At 66.4% G+C, this 14375-nt stretch carries 16 protein-coding genes, 1 tRNA gene and 1 pseudogene; 6 read left to right on the top strand and 12 right to left on the bottom strand.

All coding sequences use genetic code 11. The annotated features are described in order from the left end of the window. The first annotated feature begins 28 nt into the window (after nucleotides 1–28). From dapF to V7066_RS13885, 4 genes are read left to right on the top strand one after another with little or no spacing between them, the layout of a single operon-like run. Nucleotides 29–847: a diaminopimelate epimerase gene (gene dapF, locus V7066_RS13900; RefSeq protein WP_334183627.1), complete on the top strand. Its 819-nt coding sequence runs from the start codon at nucleotides 29–31 to the stop codon at nucleotides 845–847. Further along, the gene (locus V7066_RS13895) at nucleotides 844–2022 is read left to right on the top strand and encodes a MiaB/RimO family radical SAM methylthiotransferase (protein WP_334183626.1); all 1179 of its coding nucleotides are present in this window, start codon (nucleotides 844–846) and stop codon (nucleotides 2020–2022) included. The genes dapF and V7066_RS13895 overlap by 4 nt, the downstream gene beginning before the upstream one ends. Continuing rightward, nucleotides 2019–2960 (top strand): signal recognition particle-docking protein FtsY, encoded by a 942-nt coding sequence (ftsY, locus tag V7066_RS13890; RefSeq protein WP_334183625.1) that lies wholly within the window; start codon nucleotides 2019–2021, stop codon nucleotides 2958–2960. Before V7066_RS13895 ends, ftsY begins: the two co-directional genes overlap by 4 nt. After that, nucleotides 2960–3613 carry an inner membrane-spanning protein YciB gene (locus tag V7066_RS13885; RefSeq protein WP_334183624.1) on the top strand — a complete coding sequence of 218 codons (654 nt, stop codon included), beginning with the start codon at nucleotides 2960–2962 and terminating at the stop codon, nucleotides 3611–3613. The genes ftsY and V7066_RS13885 overlap by 1 nt, the downstream gene beginning before the upstream one ends. Before the next feature lie 38 nt (nucleotides 3614–3651). Here the strand turns inward: V7066_RS13885 and V7066_RS13880 are convergent, their stop codons facing one another. The 10 genes from V7066_RS13880 to V7066_RS13835 all read right to left on the bottom strand — a co-directional run bounded on the left by V7066_RS13880 (nucleotide 3652) and on the right by V7066_RS13835 (nucleotide 12269). Continuing rightward, on the bottom strand, nucleotides 3652–4794 hold the full coding sequence (locus tag V7066_RS13880) for a glycosyltransferase family 2 protein (protein ID WP_334183623.1): 1143 nt from the start codon (nucleotides 4792–4794) through the stop codon (nucleotides 3652–3654). A 96-nt stretch (nucleotides 4795–4890) separates the two neighbouring features. Then, nucleotides 4891–6861 carry a potassium transporter Kup gene (locus V7066_RS13875; protein WP_334183622.1) on the bottom strand — a complete coding sequence of 657 codons (1971 nt, stop codon included), beginning with the start codon at nucleotides 6859–6861 and terminating at the stop codon, nucleotides 4891–4893. A 104-nt stretch (nucleotides 6862–6965) separates the two neighbouring features. Further along, nucleotides 6966–7679: a tetratricopeptide repeat protein gene (locus V7066_RS13870; RefSeq protein ID WP_334183621.1), complete on the bottom strand. Its 714-nt coding sequence runs from the start codon at nucleotides 7677–7679 to the stop codon at nucleotides 6966–6968. Further along, the gene (locus tag V7066_RS13865; RefSeq protein ID WP_334183620.1) at nucleotides 7676–8098 is read right to left on the bottom strand and encodes a cytochrome c-type biogenesis protein; all 423 of its coding nucleotides are present in this window, start codon (nucleotides 8096–8098) and stop codon (nucleotides 7676–7678) included. The genes V7066_RS13870 and V7066_RS13865 overlap by 4 nt, the downstream gene beginning before the upstream one ends. Beyond that, a complete protein-coding gene (locus V7066_RS13860; protein WP_334183619.1) occupies nucleotides 8095–8664 on the bottom strand; it encodes a DsbE family thiol:disulfide interchange protein in 570 nt (189 codons plus the stop codon). Before V7066_RS13860 ends, V7066_RS13865 begins: the two co-directional genes overlap by 4 nt. After that, nucleotides 8661–10652 (bottom strand): heme lyase CcmF/NrfE family subunit, encoded by a 1992-nt coding sequence (locus tag V7066_RS13855; RefSeq protein ID WP_334183618.1) that lies wholly within the window; start codon nucleotides 10650–10652, stop codon nucleotides 8661–8663. Before V7066_RS13855 ends, V7066_RS13860 begins: the two co-directional genes overlap by 4 nt. 10 nt (nucleotides 10653–10662) lie before the next feature. After that, nucleotides 10663–11151, bottom strand: coding sequence for a cytochrome c maturation protein CcmE (ccmE, locus tag V7066_RS13850; protein WP_334183617.1), 489 nt, complete (start codon nucleotides 11149–11151; stop codon nucleotides 10663–10665). Nucleotides 11152–11153: 2 nt separating this feature from the next. After that, a complete protein-coding gene (locus V7066_RS13845; protein WP_334183616.1) occupies nucleotides 11154–11294 on the bottom strand; it encodes a hypothetical protein in 141 nt (46 codons plus the stop codon). Nucleotides 11295–11346: 52 nt separating this feature from the next. Beyond that, complete coding sequence (gene ccmC / locus V7066_RS13840; protein ID WP_334183615.1) at nucleotides 11347–12075, bottom strand: heme ABC transporter permease CcmC; 729 nt, start codon at nucleotides 12073–12075, stop codon at nucleotides 11347–11349. Between the two features lie 117 nt (nucleotides 12076–12192). Beyond that, nucleotides 12193–12269: transfer RNA gene (locus V7066_RS13835), tRNA-His, on the bottom strand. A gap of 178 nt (nucleotides 12270–12447) precedes the next feature. On the opposite strand from V7066_RS13835, the gene V7066_RS13830 reads away from it, so the two are divergent. Then, nucleotides 12448–13080, top strand: a complete 633-nt coding sequence (locus V7066_RS13830) for a prolyl hydroxylase family protein (RefSeq protein WP_334183614.1) — start codon at nucleotides 12448–12450, stop codon at nucleotides 13078–13080. A 63-nt stretch (nucleotides 13081–13143) separates the two neighbouring features. Here V7066_RS13830 and V7066_RS13825 read toward each other — a convergent pair whose 3' ends face one another. Further along, a complete protein-coding gene (locus tag V7066_RS13825) occupies nucleotides 13144–13698 on the bottom strand; it encodes a superoxide dismutase family protein (protein WP_334183613.1) in 555 nt (184 codons plus the stop codon). A gap of 138 nt (nucleotides 13699–13836) precedes the next feature. Here V7066_RS13825 and V7066_RS13820 point away from each other — a divergent pair, with 138 nt between their 5' ends. Continuing rightward, complete coding sequence (locus tag V7066_RS13820; protein ID WP_334183612.1) at nucleotides 13837–14229, top strand: PilZ domain-containing protein; 393 nt, start codon at nucleotides 13837–13839, stop codon at nucleotides 14227–14229. 69 nt (nucleotides 14230–14298) lie between these two features. On the opposite strand, the pseudogene V7066_RS13815 reads toward V7066_RS13820, so the two are convergent. Further along, nucleotides 14299–14375, bottom strand: a pseudogene (locus tag V7066_RS13815) (50S ribosomal protein L31); the annotation flags it as partial.

Below are 14375 nucleotides of genomic sequence, written 5' to 3'. Positions count from 1 at the left end.
ACGCCCCGCAGCGCATAAATCGCGCGCCATGCGGATCGATTTCACCAAGATGCATGGGCTGGGCAACGACTTCGTCGTGCTCGATGGCCGTTCCGGCACGCTGCCGGTCGTGGACGCGGCGCTTGCCGCGGCGCTGGCCGACCGCCACACCGGCATCGGCTGCGACCAGCTGATCGTCCTCGCCCCGTCCGATCGCGGCGACTTCCGCATGCGAATCTTCAACAACGACGGCAGCGAAGTGGAAGCCTGCGGCAACGCCACGCGCGCCATCGGCCTGCTCCACGGCCGCCCCGCGAGCATCGAGACGCTCGGCGGCATGGTCGCCACGACACCTACCGACAGCGGCATCAGCGTTGAAATGGGCAAGCCCCGTTTCGACTGGAACCTGATCCCGCTCGGCTATCCGATGGATACGCATAGCCTGCCGGTGGCCTGGGAAGAGCTGGTCAATCCGATCGCCGTCAACGTCGGCAACCCACATGTGATCTTCTTCGTCGAAGACCCCTACCGCATCGACATGGCCCGCCTCGGCCCGCTGATCGAGAACGATCCGCTGTTCCCCGAGCGCATCAACGTCAACGTTGCCGCCGTGACCGCCCGCGACGCCTTGACCCTGCGCGTCTGGGAGCGCGGCGCCGGTCTCACCCGCGCCTGCGGCACCGGCGCCTGCGCCACCGCCATCGGCGCGATGAAGCGCGGCCTCGTCGACCGCAAGGTCACCGTCACCCTGCCCGGCGGCCCGCTCACCATCGAATGGCGCGGCGACGACGAGATCGTCATGACCGGTCCCGCCACCGAATCGTTCCGCGGCTCCTTCGACGCGGCGGATTACGGGATTCCAGATTGACCGTCGAAGTCCATTCGCTCGGCTGCCGCCTCAATATTTCCGAAAGCGAGACGCTGCGCGGCCTGCTGCGCGGCGCGGAAGACCTGGTGGTCGTCAACTCCTGCGCGGTCACGGCCGAAGCCGTGCGCCAGACCCGCCAGGCGATCCGCCGCGCCCGCAAGGAGCGTCCCGAGGCCCGCCTGATCGTCACCGGCTGCGCCGCCGAAGTCGAGCGCGCGATGCTGGCCGCCATGCCGGAAGTCGACGGGCTGGTGCCCAACACCGCCAAGCTCGACCCGCGCGCCTGGAACGTGCCCGTCGCCCCTGCTCCGCCGGAACGCCGCGCCTATACGCGCGGCTTCGTGCAAGTGCAGAACGGCTGCGACCACGCCTGCACCTTCTGCGTGATCCCGCAGGGACGCGGCCCCAGCCGCTCGCGCGGCGTTGCCGAAGTTCTCCACGACGTGGCGGTCCATCTGGACGCGGGCGTGAACGAGATCGTCCTGACCGGCGTGGACCTCACCTCCTGGGGCGGCGACCTTGAGGGCGCGCCCCGCCTCGGCGCGCTCTGCGAAGCGATCCTCGCGAAGTTCCCGGCCCTGCCGCGCCTGCGCCTGTCCTCGATCGACGGTGCCGAAGTGGACGAGGCCCTGTTCGAACTGCTGGCGGGCGAGGCGCGGGTCATGCCGCATGTCCACCTCTCGCTCCAGCACGGCCACGACCTGATCCTCAAGCGCATGAAACGCCGCCACAGCCGTGCCGATGCCGTGAATCTCGTCGCGGGCCTGCGCGCGCGCAGGCCCGGGATCGCCATCGGCGCCGACCTCATCGCCGGTTTCCCGACCGAGGACGAGGAGGCCCATGCCGCCAACCTCTCCATCGTCGAGGAATTGCAGGTCGTTCACGGCCACGTCTTCCCCTATTCGCAGCGCCCCGGCACCCCGGCGGCGCGCATGCCGCAAGTCGATGCCGCCGCCATCAAGACGCGCGCGGCCGAACTGCGCGCGAAGATCGCCGAAGTCAGGGCGAACTGGCTGACAAGCCTCGTCGGCCGGCCGCTATCCGTGCTTGCCGAAAGAGGCGCGAAAGGCCATGCGGAAAACTTTGCTGCCGTGCGCCTGCCCCTTGATGCGCAGCCCGGCACGCTGATCCGCGTTACGCCCGCAAGGGTAGTCGAAGGAATACTGGAATCATGAGTACCGATGGCCAGCAGGCTGAGCGCGACTGGTCCGACCGCCTGTTCGGCGGCTTTCGCAAGACCTCCGAACGCCTGAGCGAGAACCTTTCCGGCATCGTCGGCAAGACGAAGCTGGAAGAGGCGCAGCTCGACGATATCGAAGACGCGCTGATCATGTCGGACCTCGGCCCCCGCGCCGCCGCCCGCATCCGCGCGCGCCTCGCCGACGAACGCTTCGAACGCGATGCCGACGAGCGCGCGATCATGGAAGTGGTCGCCCGCGAGATCGCCGAGATCCTGCGCCCGGTCGCCAAGCCGCTCGACGTCGTGGCCTTCCCGCGTCCGCAGGTGATCCTGGTGATCGGCGTCAACGGCTCGGGCAAGACGACGACGATCGCCAAGCTTGCGCACTTGTTCCAGGAGCAGGACTATTCGGTCATGCTGGCGGCGGGCGACACCTTCCGCGCCGCTGCGATCGGCCAGCTCGGCGTCTGGGCCGACCGCCTGGGCATTCCGCTGATCAAGGGCCCCGAGGGCGGCGACCCCGCCTCGATCGTGTTCGACGCGGTCAAGGCGGCAACCGATCAGGGCATCGACGCGCTGATCGTGGACACCGCCGGGCGCCTCCAGAACAAGCGCGAACTGATGGACGAACTGTCCAAGATCCGCCGCGTGCTCGGCCGCCTCAACCCCGAGGCCCCGCACGACGTGGTGCTCGTGCTCGATGCCACCAACGGCCAGAACGCGCTCTCGCAGATCGAGATCTTCAAGGAAGTGGCGGGCGTGTCCGGCCTCATCATGACCAAGCTCGACGGCACCGCGCGCGGCGGCGTCCTCGTCGCGGCGGCCGAGCAATACGGCCTGCCGATCCACGCCATCGGCGTCGGCGAGAAGATCGACGACCTGCGCCCCTTCAACCCGGACCTGCTGGCGCGGGTCATCGCCGGGATCGCCTGATGAATACCGAGACTCCCCCCGCCGAGAAGCCCAAGAGTTCCTGGGTCAACCTCGTCGTCGACTTCGGCCCGCTGCTGGTCTTCTTCCTCGCCTACCGGCACTTCTCGCCGACCGGCGAAGGCGACACCATCGGCACCGTTTCCGCCGTCATCAAGGGCACGATCGCCTTCATGGTCGCCACCGTGATCGCGCTGGGCATCTCGAAATGGCGGCTCGGCCACATCTCGCCGATGCTCTGGCTGACGACCGTGCTGATCGTCGGCTTCGGCGCGCTGACCGTGGTGTTCCACGATGCCTTCTGGATCCAGATCAAGCCCACCGCCGTCTATCTGATGTTCGCGGGCGTGCTGTTCTTCGGCCTGATGCGGGGCAAGCCGATGCTCAAGTACCTCCTCCAGTCGGCCTTCGAGGGGCTGAACGAGGAAGGCTGGATGAAGCTGTCGCGCAACTGGGCCTGGTTCTTCGTCCTGCTTGCCGTGCTGAACACCGCGCTGGTCTTCACCGTCAGCTTCGACACCTGGCTCCAGGCCAAGCTCTGGGGCTTCACGGTGCTTTCGTTCGTCTTCACCTTCTCGCAGCTTCCCATGGTGCTCAAGCACGGCATGGGCGAAGCGGCGAAGGAAGAAGTGATCGAGAATCCCCCGCACGACTGAGTTATCGAAGGGGGCCGACCATTCGGCTCCCTTCCTTCTCAGACCTCCGGACTTAGCTCCGCATTCACCGAAATCCGACGCGGCATGGCGACCGCCAGCGATAGAGCAAGCGCCCCGCCCCGCACGATCCGCCCCTTGCGCAGATAATCGCGCATCACCGCATCGAAACTCTGCGGCGACGAGGCTTCCATCAGTTCCCGATAGCGCCGGGCTTCGGCCTGGAATGCGCTCCAGCCTTTGCCCTGCGCCCCGACGCCTCCCGATCGCGCAAGGCGCTTGACGATCTTCACGAACTCCCGCGCCCAGAACTCGGCCACGGCGCTGTCGACCCTCGACCGCGCTTCCGGTAGCCGCTGCGCCAGCGCCCGGCTGAACCCTTGCAGGGCCACCGCGAGTTCGTCGTTGCCGCAGCGGTCGAACCGGCCCCGGCAGTTGAGCTGGGCCATGATGCTGGTCTTGCGGGTGCGATAATAGATCCACGGCTGGGCCATGTAGACGAAGCTCCTCGCGCCCAGCAGCAGCCAGGGCACCGTCGCCACATCCTCGAAACGGGCGCCTTCGGGAAAGCGGATCGCATCGCCGAACAGGTCCCGTCGCCACACTTTCGACCAGGCATGAAGCCGCCGCCGGGCGAAAGTGCCCGCGATCAGCGTCTCGGTGCATTGCATCGGCACGCCGCTTTCCACGCCGCTCCTGCCGCAGAAGGTGGCGAAGGACCTGCCCTTTTCCCGCACGTAGTCGCACAGGACGACATCGGGACCATGCGCAAGGACGACATCGCGCAGTCCCGTAATCGCACCGGGCAGCAGCGTGTCGTCGGAATCGACGAACCACAGGTAATCGCCCCGAGCCGCTTCCAGCAGGGTATTGCGGGTCACGCCGATGCCGCGATTGTCATGGTGCTGCAGAAGGCGGCTGTCGATGCCGCAGCTGTTGAGGACATGCCGACAGAGATCCGCCGAACCGTCCGTCGAGCAATCGTCGACGATGACGAGCTCGACACCGCCCTGCCCCCCGATCTGCGCGATGATCGAGGCCAGGCACTCTTCCACGAAAGGCCGGACATTGTAGACCGGCACCAGAATACTGAGCCACGGCCGGTCCGGCGATTCGCCGGACACACTCGCGCCCACGCAACCGGCATGGCCGTCACCGGCCACGCCCGCATTCATCCCCGCCATCGAAATTGCCCCCGCAAATGCCGGACGCGATCACTTGCGAATCGCACCGACAGCGCGCGCCTTAGAGCCATGCTCCGCACTCGGCCAGAGGGATGATCAGATTTCGAGCTGACTGCCCAATTCGACCACGCGGTTGGTGGGCAGGCGGAAGAATTCCATGGCGCTGGCGGCATTGCGCATCATCCACGCGAAGAGCTTTTCCCGCCAGATCGCCATGCCCGGCTTGGCCGAGGGCACCAGCGTCTGGCGTGAGAGGAAGAAGCTGGTCTTCATCATTTCGAAGGCCCCGCCGCAGAAGTCGGCATGGGCGAGCGCCACCGGAATGTCGGTCTCTTCCATGAAGCCATAGCGCAAGTTCATGCGGTAGAAGCCCTGGCCGAGGTCGGTCACCGAATAGCGCTCGGCAGGCTCGACATAGGGCACGTCCTGCACTTCGACCGTCAGCACCACCACGCGCTCGTGCAGCACCTTGTTGTGCTTGATGTTGTGCAGCAGCGCCGAAGGCACGCCCGCATTGCTCGACGCCATGAAGATCGCCGTGCCCGGCACCCGCGCCGCCGAACCGTGGGCGCTCTTGGCGAAGACGTTGAGCGGCAGGGCGGCCTCGGTCATGCGCTCGCGCATCAGGCGGCGGCCCTTGTTCCAGGTGGTCAGCAGGGTGAAGGCGATGCCGCCGATCAGCAGCGGGAACCAGCCGCCGTCGGGCACCTTGGTGGCATTGGCGGCGAAGTAGGCGCCGTCGACCACGAAGAAGGTCACGATCACCGGCACCGCCAGCCACAGCTTCCAGCGCCAGAGCACGATCACCAGCACCGCCATCAGGCAGGTGTCGATCAGCATCGCCCCGGTCACCGCGATGCCATAGGCCGAGGCGAGGTTCGACGAGTTCTGGAACACCAGGACCAGCACGATCACGCCGGTCATCAGCGCCCAGTTCACGAAGGGAATGTAGATCTGGCCGACTTCGTGCTCGCTGGTGTGGCGGGTCGAAAGGCGCGGGATGAAGCCGAGCTGCATCGCCTGGTGGGTGATCGAGAACGCGCCGGAGATCACCGCCTGGCTGGCGATGAAGGTTGCACAGGTCGCCAGGATCACCAGCGGCAGGCGCAGGCTTTCGGGCGCGAGGTTGAAGAACGGGTTCTTCATCGCATCGAGCGCCGCCGAATCGTCGAGACCCAGGATCATCGCCGCCTGGCCGAAATAGTTGATCAGCAGGCAGGGCATGACGAAGGCGAACCACGAGAGGCGCAGCGGACCGCGACCGAAATGGCCCATGTCCGAATAGAGCGCCTCGGCGCCGGTGACGGCCAGCACGACCGAACCGAGCGCGAGGAAGCCCAGCACCTTGTCGGTCAGGAAGAACTGGATCGCGTACCACGGGTTCAGCGCCACCAGCACCGAAGGCATCTGCACCAGATGGTAGATGCCGAGGATCGCGAGGACCGAGAAATAGACGACCATGACCGGCGCGAACAGCGCGCCGACCTTGGCTGTGCCGCTCTTCTGGATCACGAAGAGCGCGATCAGCAGCACCAGCGCGATCGGCAGGACCAGCGGCGCGAGGCGCGATTCGACGACGGTGAGACCCTCGACTGCCGACAATACCGAGACCGCCGGGGTAATCATCGAATCGCCGTAGAACAGCGACGTCGCAAAGACGCCCAGCAACACGACCAGCGGGCCGAACCGGCTCTTGCGGATCGCGCCCGAGATCAGCGCGACGAGGGCGAGGCTGCCGCCCTGCCCCTTGTTGTCCGCGCGCATCAGCACGCCAACATATTGCACCGAGACCACCAGCGTCATCGACCAGAAGATCAGGCTGACGACACCGAGAACGTGCAACTCGTCGATCGCCAGCGGATGCGGGCCGACGAAAGTTTCGCGAAAGGCGTAAAGCGGGCTGGTACCGATGTCGCCGAAGACGACACCCACCGCACCCAATGCCAGCTTGGTGATGTTTCCGGAGCCGTGCCCGGAACCATTTCCTTGTGCGGCAGGGGCTTGTTGCCCCGTTGCCGGATCGATCACCGTCGGGACGACAGCCGTGTCCGAACCTGTATCACTCATTCCAGCGCCCCGTAATGGCTTTGCCGCGTCGACATTCGCCCCCGCAACAAGCGCCCGCCGTTAGCAGCATGAAAGGAGCCTAGCAACGACCGTTAGCCGAAGGTTCATCGAGCTGAAGGCACGACCTGAGGTTTGGGCCGGGATTCAGGCTCCGGTTGCGGCGCAGATTCGGGCTCGGGCTTCTGACCCGACTGGCTGGAAATAAACGCATCGAGCCGCTGGAGTTGCCCTGCCAGAGGCAGCCGCCACTCCGCATCCTCCGGCGCTTTCCTGAGAAGATCGATCCAGAGCGCCCGCGCCTGATCCAACTGCCCCGACTGCGCCATGGCGAGGCCGAGGAAGTAAGGCGGCCCCGGCGCCTTCGGATCGGCCTTGGCCGCCTGGCGATAGGCATAGAGCGCCGGCGGCGTCAGCACGCCCTCGGCATGGGCGACCAGGACATTGCCGAGCGCCACCCAGGCCTCGGCATCCTTGGGGTTGTCCTCGATCGCGCCCCGCAAGAGCTGCGCGGCATCGCTGTAGTGGCCATTGCGCGCAAGGCCATCGGAGATGACGACCCAGCGATTGCCGGTCGGAATACCCCCGCCGCTAAGCTTGGCGCGCGCCTCCACGAAGAATTGCCCGGCCTCCGGGTTCTGCGCCTCGGCCTGCGGCTTGGGCGCGCCCGGCTCGCCCGGTCGGCCCTGCGCGGCATAGCCCGCGACGCCGAGCATCAGCGCCGCGGCAACCGCTTCGCGTCCGCCCCTGGGCGTCTTGAACAGGAAGACGATGGCCGCGAAGGACAGGATCGCCAGCAGCGCCACGAATATCCAGGTCATCGCAGATCTCCCCGGCGAAAGCGCTTGCGGAGAAGCAGCACCGCCAGCGCCACCAGGAACAGCGGCACCGCGAAGAGCGGCCATGTCAGCGTGGTAAGCTGCGGCGCATAGCTGACGTAATCACCGTAGCGCTCGATCAGCCAACCGCGAATCGCTTCCGGTTCCTCGCCCGCAGCGATGCGCTCCCGCACGAGCGAGCGCATCGACCCGGCGATCGGCGCATCCGAATCGGCAATCGACTGCCCCTGACACTGGAGGCAGCGCAAAGTCTCCATCAGCGCCTGCGCCTTCTCCTCCTTCGCCGGATCGTCGAGCTGGCGATAGGCGTAAGGCGCGGTCGATTGCTCTTCCTGCGCCGAGAGCGGCGCGGCGAGGCAGAACCCCAGAGCGAGCAGGAGCGCGGCAGCAAACCGGATCATCGCCCCGCCTCCTTCAGCTTTTCGAGGATCATCGGCACATGCTCGGGGCGAATCTCGCCGATATGCTGGTAGCGAATCACGCCCTTGCCATCGATCACGTAAGTCTCCGGCACGCCCGAGGAGCCAAGCTTGAGCTGGACCTGCCCATCGTCGTCGGCACCCACCCGCTGGAAGGGATCGCCGTTCTCCTTGAGGAAGCCTTGCAAGGCCTCGGTGCTGTCGCGCACCGAAATGCCCTCGATCGGCACGCCGGCGCGGGCCAGCGCGCCAAGTTGCGGCGCCTCAACCCGGCAGGGAATGCACCAGGAGGCGAAGATGTTGACGAGATGGGGTCGTCCGTTCGCGATGTCCGTGCTGGCGAGACCCGGACGGTCCGGCAGCGCAGCGGGCAAGGCGAAGGCAGGCATGGGCTTGCCGACGAGCGCACTCGTCACCGTCCTGTCGGCCGGGCGGTAAAGCCCGATCATCACCAGCGCGACGAAAGCGACGAACAGGGCGAGCGGCAGCCAGATCGCCCAGCGCGGCGCCCTGGGGCGCCCGGCATCCGAAGGCAGCGGATCGTTCACGGCCGCTCTCCCTGTTGCTCAGCGTCCAATTGCGCCATGCGTCCGCGGCGATAGGCGATCTTCTCGCGCGCGAAGATGCGGCGCACATCGCTGGCCACGCGGCCTGCAAGCGCCAGAACCCCGCCCAGCGCGATCAGGAGACCGCCCAGCCAGATCAGGGGGACGAAAGGCTTCCACCAGAGTCGGAGCTGCCAGCGGCTGGCTCCGCTCTTCGCATCGGCCTCACCGCCGAGCACGGCGTAGAGCTGGCCGTTCCAGCGGGTCAGCAGCGCCGATTCGCTGGTCTGCTGCGGCGGCGCCCAGAAATTGCGCGACTGGGGATCGATCTGCACGACCTTGCCGTGATCGCCGTAGCGCACCAGCAGCCGGGCTTCGAGCGCGGTCCAGTTCGGCCCGGCCATCGGCTCCACGGCGTCCAGCTTGACCTGCCAGGGACCGACCTGCGTCGCCTCCCCGATCTTCACGGCGACGAGCTTCTCCACCGAGAAGGCGCTTTCGCAGCTCATGCCGAAGAGCGAGACGGCAATGCCGAAATGCGCGAGTACCATGCCCCAGATCGGCAGTGGCGTGCGTCGCAGGTTGCGATCCTTCAGCGGCAGAACGCTCGCCCAGGCAAGGCCCAGCGCCAGCGCGAAACCAAGCGTCGGCAACAGGCCGACACCGCCGACCGCGACCATGGCGATCACACCCGCCCCCACCAGCATCGCCGGGATGACCAGCGACTTGCCGATACGTGCGAACGAATCGCGCCGCCAGCGCAGCATGGGGCCCACCGCCAGCACGACCAGCATCGGCACCGCGAAGAGCGCGCCCATCGGATTGAAGTAAGGCGGGCCGACCGAGACTTTCGCCCCCATGGCCTCGGCCACGAGCGGATAGAGCGTGCCGAACAGCACGATGCCGAGGATCGCCGAAAGCATGACGTTGTTGAACACCAGCGCACCCTCGCGGCTGACCGGAGCGAAGCGCTCGCCCTCGGTCACGGTGCCGGCGCGCAAGGCGAAGAGCGTCAGGGCGCCACCGATATTGATCGCCAGCAGCGCCAGGATGAACGAGCCGCGCTCGGGGTCCACCGCGAAGGCGTGAACGCTCGTCAGGATGCCCGAACGCACCAGGAACGTGCCGATCATCGACATCGAGAAGGCGACGACGCCCAGCATGACCGTCCAGGCCCGCAGCGCGTCGCGCGCGGCCAGCACGCTGACCGAATGCAGCAGTGCCGTCGCCGCCAGCCAGGGCATCAGCGAGGCATTCTCGACCGGGTCCCAGAACCACCAGCCGCCCCAGCCTAGCTCGTAATAGGCCCAATAGGACCCAGCGGTGATGCCCAGGGTCAGGAAGATCCAGGCCCCCAGCACCCAGGGCCGCATGGCCCGCGCGAAGGCCGGGCCGACCTGCCGCGTCACCAGCGCGCCGATCGCGAAGCTGAAGGCCACCGAAAGCCCGACATAGCCGAGGTAGAGCGTCGGCGGGTGGAACGCGAGGCCGAGATCCTGAAGCAGCGGATTGAGTCCGTTGCCCTCCTCGGGAACCGGAAAGAGCCGCTCGAACGGGTTCGAGGCGATCAGCAGGAAGGCATAGAAGCCGAGGCTGACGAATGCCTGCCCGGCCAGAGTCGCCAGCAGCATCGGTTCCGGCAGGCGCTTCTCGATCAGCGCCACGAAGCCGCCGGCCACGCCCATCACCGTGACCCAGAGCAGCATCGAGCCTTCGTGATTGCCCCAGGCTCCGGCGATCTTGAAGATCAGCGGCTTCATCGAATGGGAGTTCATCGCCACCAGCTTCACCGACAGGTCGGTCGTGGCGAAGACGGCGATCAGACAGGCGAAGGCGATCAGCGCCAGCGCGCCCTGCACGGCCGCAACCGGCCGGACGATTCCCGCCAGCCCCGCGCCGCGCTGCGTCAGCGCCAGTGCACCGGCAATGAGTTGCAGCCCTGCCAGGGCCGCGGCCAGCCAGAGCGCGGCAAGACCGAGTTCGGCAATCATGACTGCGACCTCACTTGGTTTCGCGCATGACCTGCTCGGCCTGCTCCCTGCTCATGTCCTTCATTTCACGCGGCACGTAGTTCTCGTCATGCTTGGCCAGGAGATTGTCGGCCACGAACGTACCGTCCGCGCCCATGTGCCCCTCGGCAACGACGCCCGAGCCTTCGACGAAGAGCGACGGCACGATGCCCCGGAAGCGCACCGGGACGCGGGCCTTGCCGTCCTCTACCGCGAAGGCGATCGTCACCCCGTCCGCTTCCGTCCTCAGCGAGCCTCGGGCGACCATGCCGCCCAGACGCACGGCGCGGCCGGGCTCGGGAAGCTTGGCGACGATCTCCGCCGGAACATAGAAATAGCTGGCCTGGTTGCGCAGCGCCCAGGCCGCGAGCAGCCCCGCGCCGATCAGCACCACGAGCGCGACGACCAGCAGCACCAGCCGCTGGTGCTTCGCCTTGATCGTCCCCTTGGGGGCCGCGGCACCTGTATTTGCCTGACTCATGCTCAGCGCTTTCTCGCCTCGTCGCGGCGGCTTTCGGCCCGCTTCATCGAGAGCAGCGACCAGGCGACCATCGCCAGCGTCGCGCCCAGGCCGACAGCATAAGCCGCGACCACGAAGGTCCAGGGGTTCATCGCCTCGCGCATCAGATTCTCGCTTCCGACCCTTTGCCTGTCGCTGTCTTGTCTGTCGCCGTCGTCACCAGGCGTCGCTCAGCGCCTTGCGCCGCAGCCGCGCCTCGGCCTGCTGATTCGCGAGAATCGCCCGCATCCGCGCCAGCACGCAGCCCGCGAAGAGCAGCGTGAAGCCCAGCATCGCCAGCAGCAGCGGCCAGAGGAACGCCCCCGCCATCGCCGACTTGCCCACGGTGATGCTCGGCGCCTGATGCTGGCTGTTCCACCAGATCACCGAATAGTGAATGATCGGAATGTTCACCGCGCCGACCAGCCCGAAGATCGCCGGAGCGCGGTTCTGACTGCCATTGGACGCCTCGCTCGCCTGCGCAAGCGCCATCCAGCCGAAATAGAGGAACAGCAGCACCAGCATGCTGGTCAGCCGTCCGTCCCATACCCACCAGGTGCCCCAGGCCGGACGCCCCCAGAGCGAACCGGTCACGAGGCAGACGGCGGTGAACACCGCCCCCGGCACCGCGCAGGCCCGCGCCGCGATTCCCGCCAGCGGATGGCGCCAGACGATTTCGGTGAAGCTCGCCGCCGCGATGCCCATCCAGCCGGCCATACCGAGCCAGGCCGCCGGTACGTGGAGGTAGACGATCCGCACTGTCTCACCCTGAAGGCGTTCCGCCGGACCGAAGAACAGCCCCCAGCCGAGCGCCCCGAAGGCAACGACGAATCCGACGCCCATGCAAAGCGGCATCAGCCAGCGGGCGATGCGCAGAAAACAAGCGGGATTGGCGAGGCCATGCATGTCAGGTGGGGTTCTATCGTCCGCAGGGGAAGGAGCAAGTGGGCTATGCCAACTAACGGGGAACTATCGGGCTTTTCACCCGGCAAATGCCCGATATCACGATAGAAAGGGAGAAAATGGGGCGATTGATGGGGTTCGAACCCACGACCTCCGGTACCACAAACCGGCGCTCTAACCAACTGAGCTACAATCGCCACACGGGAAACACGGGCCTTGTCGCCGTGTCTTCCGAAGTCCGCTCCGTGTCGCTGTGCAGCGCTCGGTGCGGAGGGCGCCCTTTGCACAAGGTTTGCCGTCTTGCAAAGCAAAAAATTGGATTTGGCGAAAACTCCTGCAATTTTCCCGCTCGGATCGCCCCGCTAAAGGTGTGTCATGACGGCTTCAGGCGAATCATCCCCGCAGATCCTGCTCTCGCACCCCGGCGTGCAGCGCTTCCCTTCCTCGCGGCTTGACCTCTTCGTCCTGCGCGACTTCCTCTCCCCTGCGGAATGCGACGAGCTGGTCCTGATGATCGAGGCCCAGCATCGCCCCTCCACGATCGCCAACTACAACGGCGACGACGCCTTCCGCACCAGTTCGACCTGCGATCTTTCCAACAGCGACACCTCCGTGGCCGCACTGGCGGAGAAACTGTCCGCACTGTCGCGAATCGACCTCGCCCATGCCGAGCCGCTTCAGGGCCAGCGCTACGAAGTGGGGCAGGAGTTCAAGGCGCACACCGACTACTTCGAACCGAACAATGCCGATTACGACAAGTACTGCTCGGTCGCCGGGCAGCGGACCTGGACCTTCATGGTCTATCTCAACGATGTCGAGGCCGGCGGCGCAACGCGGTTCAAGGTGATCGACAAGCTGATCCAGCCCGAGCGCGGCAAGCTGGTCGCCTGGAACAACCGGCGGCCCGACGGCTCGCTGAACGCCGCAACGCTCCATCACGCCATGAAAGTGCGCAAGGGCTACAAGTACGTCATTACCCAGTGGTATCGCGAACGTCCCTGGGGCTGATGGTTCGGCAGCGCCGAGAGCGGGAAGTCGTGGGGAGAAGCGAGAGCCTCTCCCCCTTTCACATCACTGCGGCGCGCTGACGACCGCGCAGGCGATTCGACCACCGGCATTGCCCGCGGGCTGGCTGGTATAGTCGTCCGGATCGGCGTGGATGACGAAGGCCGAACCGTCGGCATCGACCAGCGATTTCCCGCCCGCGCCCAGCGATACGCCCGTGTTCAGCACCTGCACTTTGAGCACGCCATCGGCACCGACATGCTGGTTCGGCATGTCGCCGCCATGCGGAGCGCCGGAGGCCATCAGGCCGTGCATTTGGCCCCCACCAGCGAAATGCGCGCCTGCGGTCGTGAACTTCTGCGCGGGCTCGCAAAGGCCCTTTTCATGGAAATGGAAGCCGTGGTCGCCAGGAGGCAGGCCCTTGAGATCGGTGGAGACGAGCACGCCTGAGGGGGTCTCCTGAAGCGTCACGGTGCCCAGCGGCTTGCCGTCGAGACCGATGACATCGGCGCGGACCGACGCAGGGGCCGCCTTTTCCTCGGCTGACGCCTGCGCTGCGAAGCCGCCGATCGCCAGAGCGGCAGCGCCACATGTGGCAAGGATGCGGAAGGTAGGGGTCATTACGCTTCTCCAATTGCGCGTCGACACTCCCGATCGCGGCCTGATCGAGGCCCGGAAGAGCGGCGCGGTGACAATCCGTTAATCCTATTGACGGAGAATGGCTCCGAATTTTCAACGGGACGCCAAGGACATCGCACAGTGACAGCACCGCTCGCAAGGCTCATGCCCAGCCCGGCGCGGCCCAGCCTGATGCGGCGAAGCGAGGAACGGCGCCGCGAACACCGTCACACCACCCGCTATACCGCAACGCTGGAAACCGCGCGCAGCGGCGTCATGAAGGTCGAACTGGCCGACGTATCCACGCACGGATGCTGCATACGCGCCCCGGATAACGACGATCGCACCGACTGGCTGCGCCAGGGCACGTTCGTTTCCATTCGCCTTGAAGACAGCTCCGCCCCCGAAGCGGCGAAGCTCGAAGCCGTCGTCCGCTGGGTGCGCGGCCATACCGCCGGGATGGAATTCCTGCGCCCGGTTCCGCCCGGACGGCTGGACTGGCGCGAACTGATGGACTTCGGTCTCGAAGCCTGAAACCTTTTCGCGCAACAAAAAAGGCGGCCCGCAAGGACCGCCTTCTTCGTGTTCGAGAACGGATTTCGCTCAGTTCTTCTTGAGCGAGAGACCGCCGAAACGCTTGTTGAACTGGGCAACGCGGCCGCCGTCCTGCAGCTGGGCCT

Source organism: Novosphingobium sp. (genome assembly GCF_036820275.1).
Lineage (GTDB): Bacteria > Pseudomonadota > Alphaproteobacteria > Sphingomonadales > Sphingomonadaceae > Novosphingobium.
The sequence above is the reverse complement of the archived record's forward strand: the minus strand, read 5'-3'. Positions and strand labels throughout refer to the sequence as shown.

Bases quoted from the DNA above. Each gene is read 5' to 3' on its own strand.
- dapF (WP_334183627.1), top strand. From the start codon at position 29: ATGCGGATCGATTTCACCAAGATGCATGGGCTGGGCAACGACTTCGTC.
- ftsY (WP_334183625.1), top strand. From the start codon at position 2,019: ATGAGTACCGATGGCCAGCAGGCTGAGCGCGACTGGTCCGACCGCCTG.
- V7066_RS13885 (WP_334183624.1), top strand. From the start codon at position 2,960: ATGAATACCGAGACTCCCCCCGCCGAGAAGCCCAAGAGTTCCTGGGTC.
- V7066_RS13880 (WP_334183623.1), bottom strand. From the start codon at position 4,794: ATGGCGGGGATGAATGCGGGCGTGGCCGGTGACGGCCATGCCGGTTGC.
- V7066_RS13875 (WP_334183622.1), bottom strand. From the start codon at position 6,861: ATGAGTGATACAGGTTCGGACACGGCTGTCGTCCCGACGGTGATCGAT.
- V7066_RS13870 (WP_334183621.1), bottom strand. From the start codon at position 7,679: ATGACCTGGATATTCGTGGCGCTGCTGGCGATCCTGTCCTTCGCGGCC.
- V7066_RS13865 (WP_334183620.1), bottom strand. From the start codon at position 8,098: ATGATCCGGTTTGCTGCCGCGCTCCTGCTCGCTCTGGGGTTCTGCCTC.
- V7066_RS13855 (WP_334183618.1), bottom strand. From the start codon at position 10,652: ATGATTGCCGAACTCGGTCTTGCCGCGCTCTGGCTGGCCGCGGCCCTG.
- ccmE (WP_334183617.1), bottom strand. From the start codon at position 11,151: ATGAGTCAGGCAAATACAGGTGCCGCGGCCCCCAAGGGGACGATCAAG.
- V7066_RS13845 (WP_334183616.1), bottom strand. From the start codon at position 11,294: ATGCGCGAGGCGATGAACCCCTGGACCTTCGTGGTCGCGGCTTATGCT.
- ccmC (WP_334183615.1), bottom strand. From the start codon at position 12,075: ATGCATGGCCTCGCCAATCCCGCTTGTTTTCTGCGCATCGCCCGCTGG.
- V7066_RS13830 (WP_334183614.1), top strand. From the start codon at position 12,448: ATGACGGCTTCAGGCGAATCATCCCCGCAGATCCTGCTCTCGCACCCC.
- V7066_RS13825 (WP_334183613.1), bottom strand. From the start codon at position 13,698: ATGACCCCTACCTTCCGCATCCTTGCCACATGTGGCGCTGCCGCTCTG.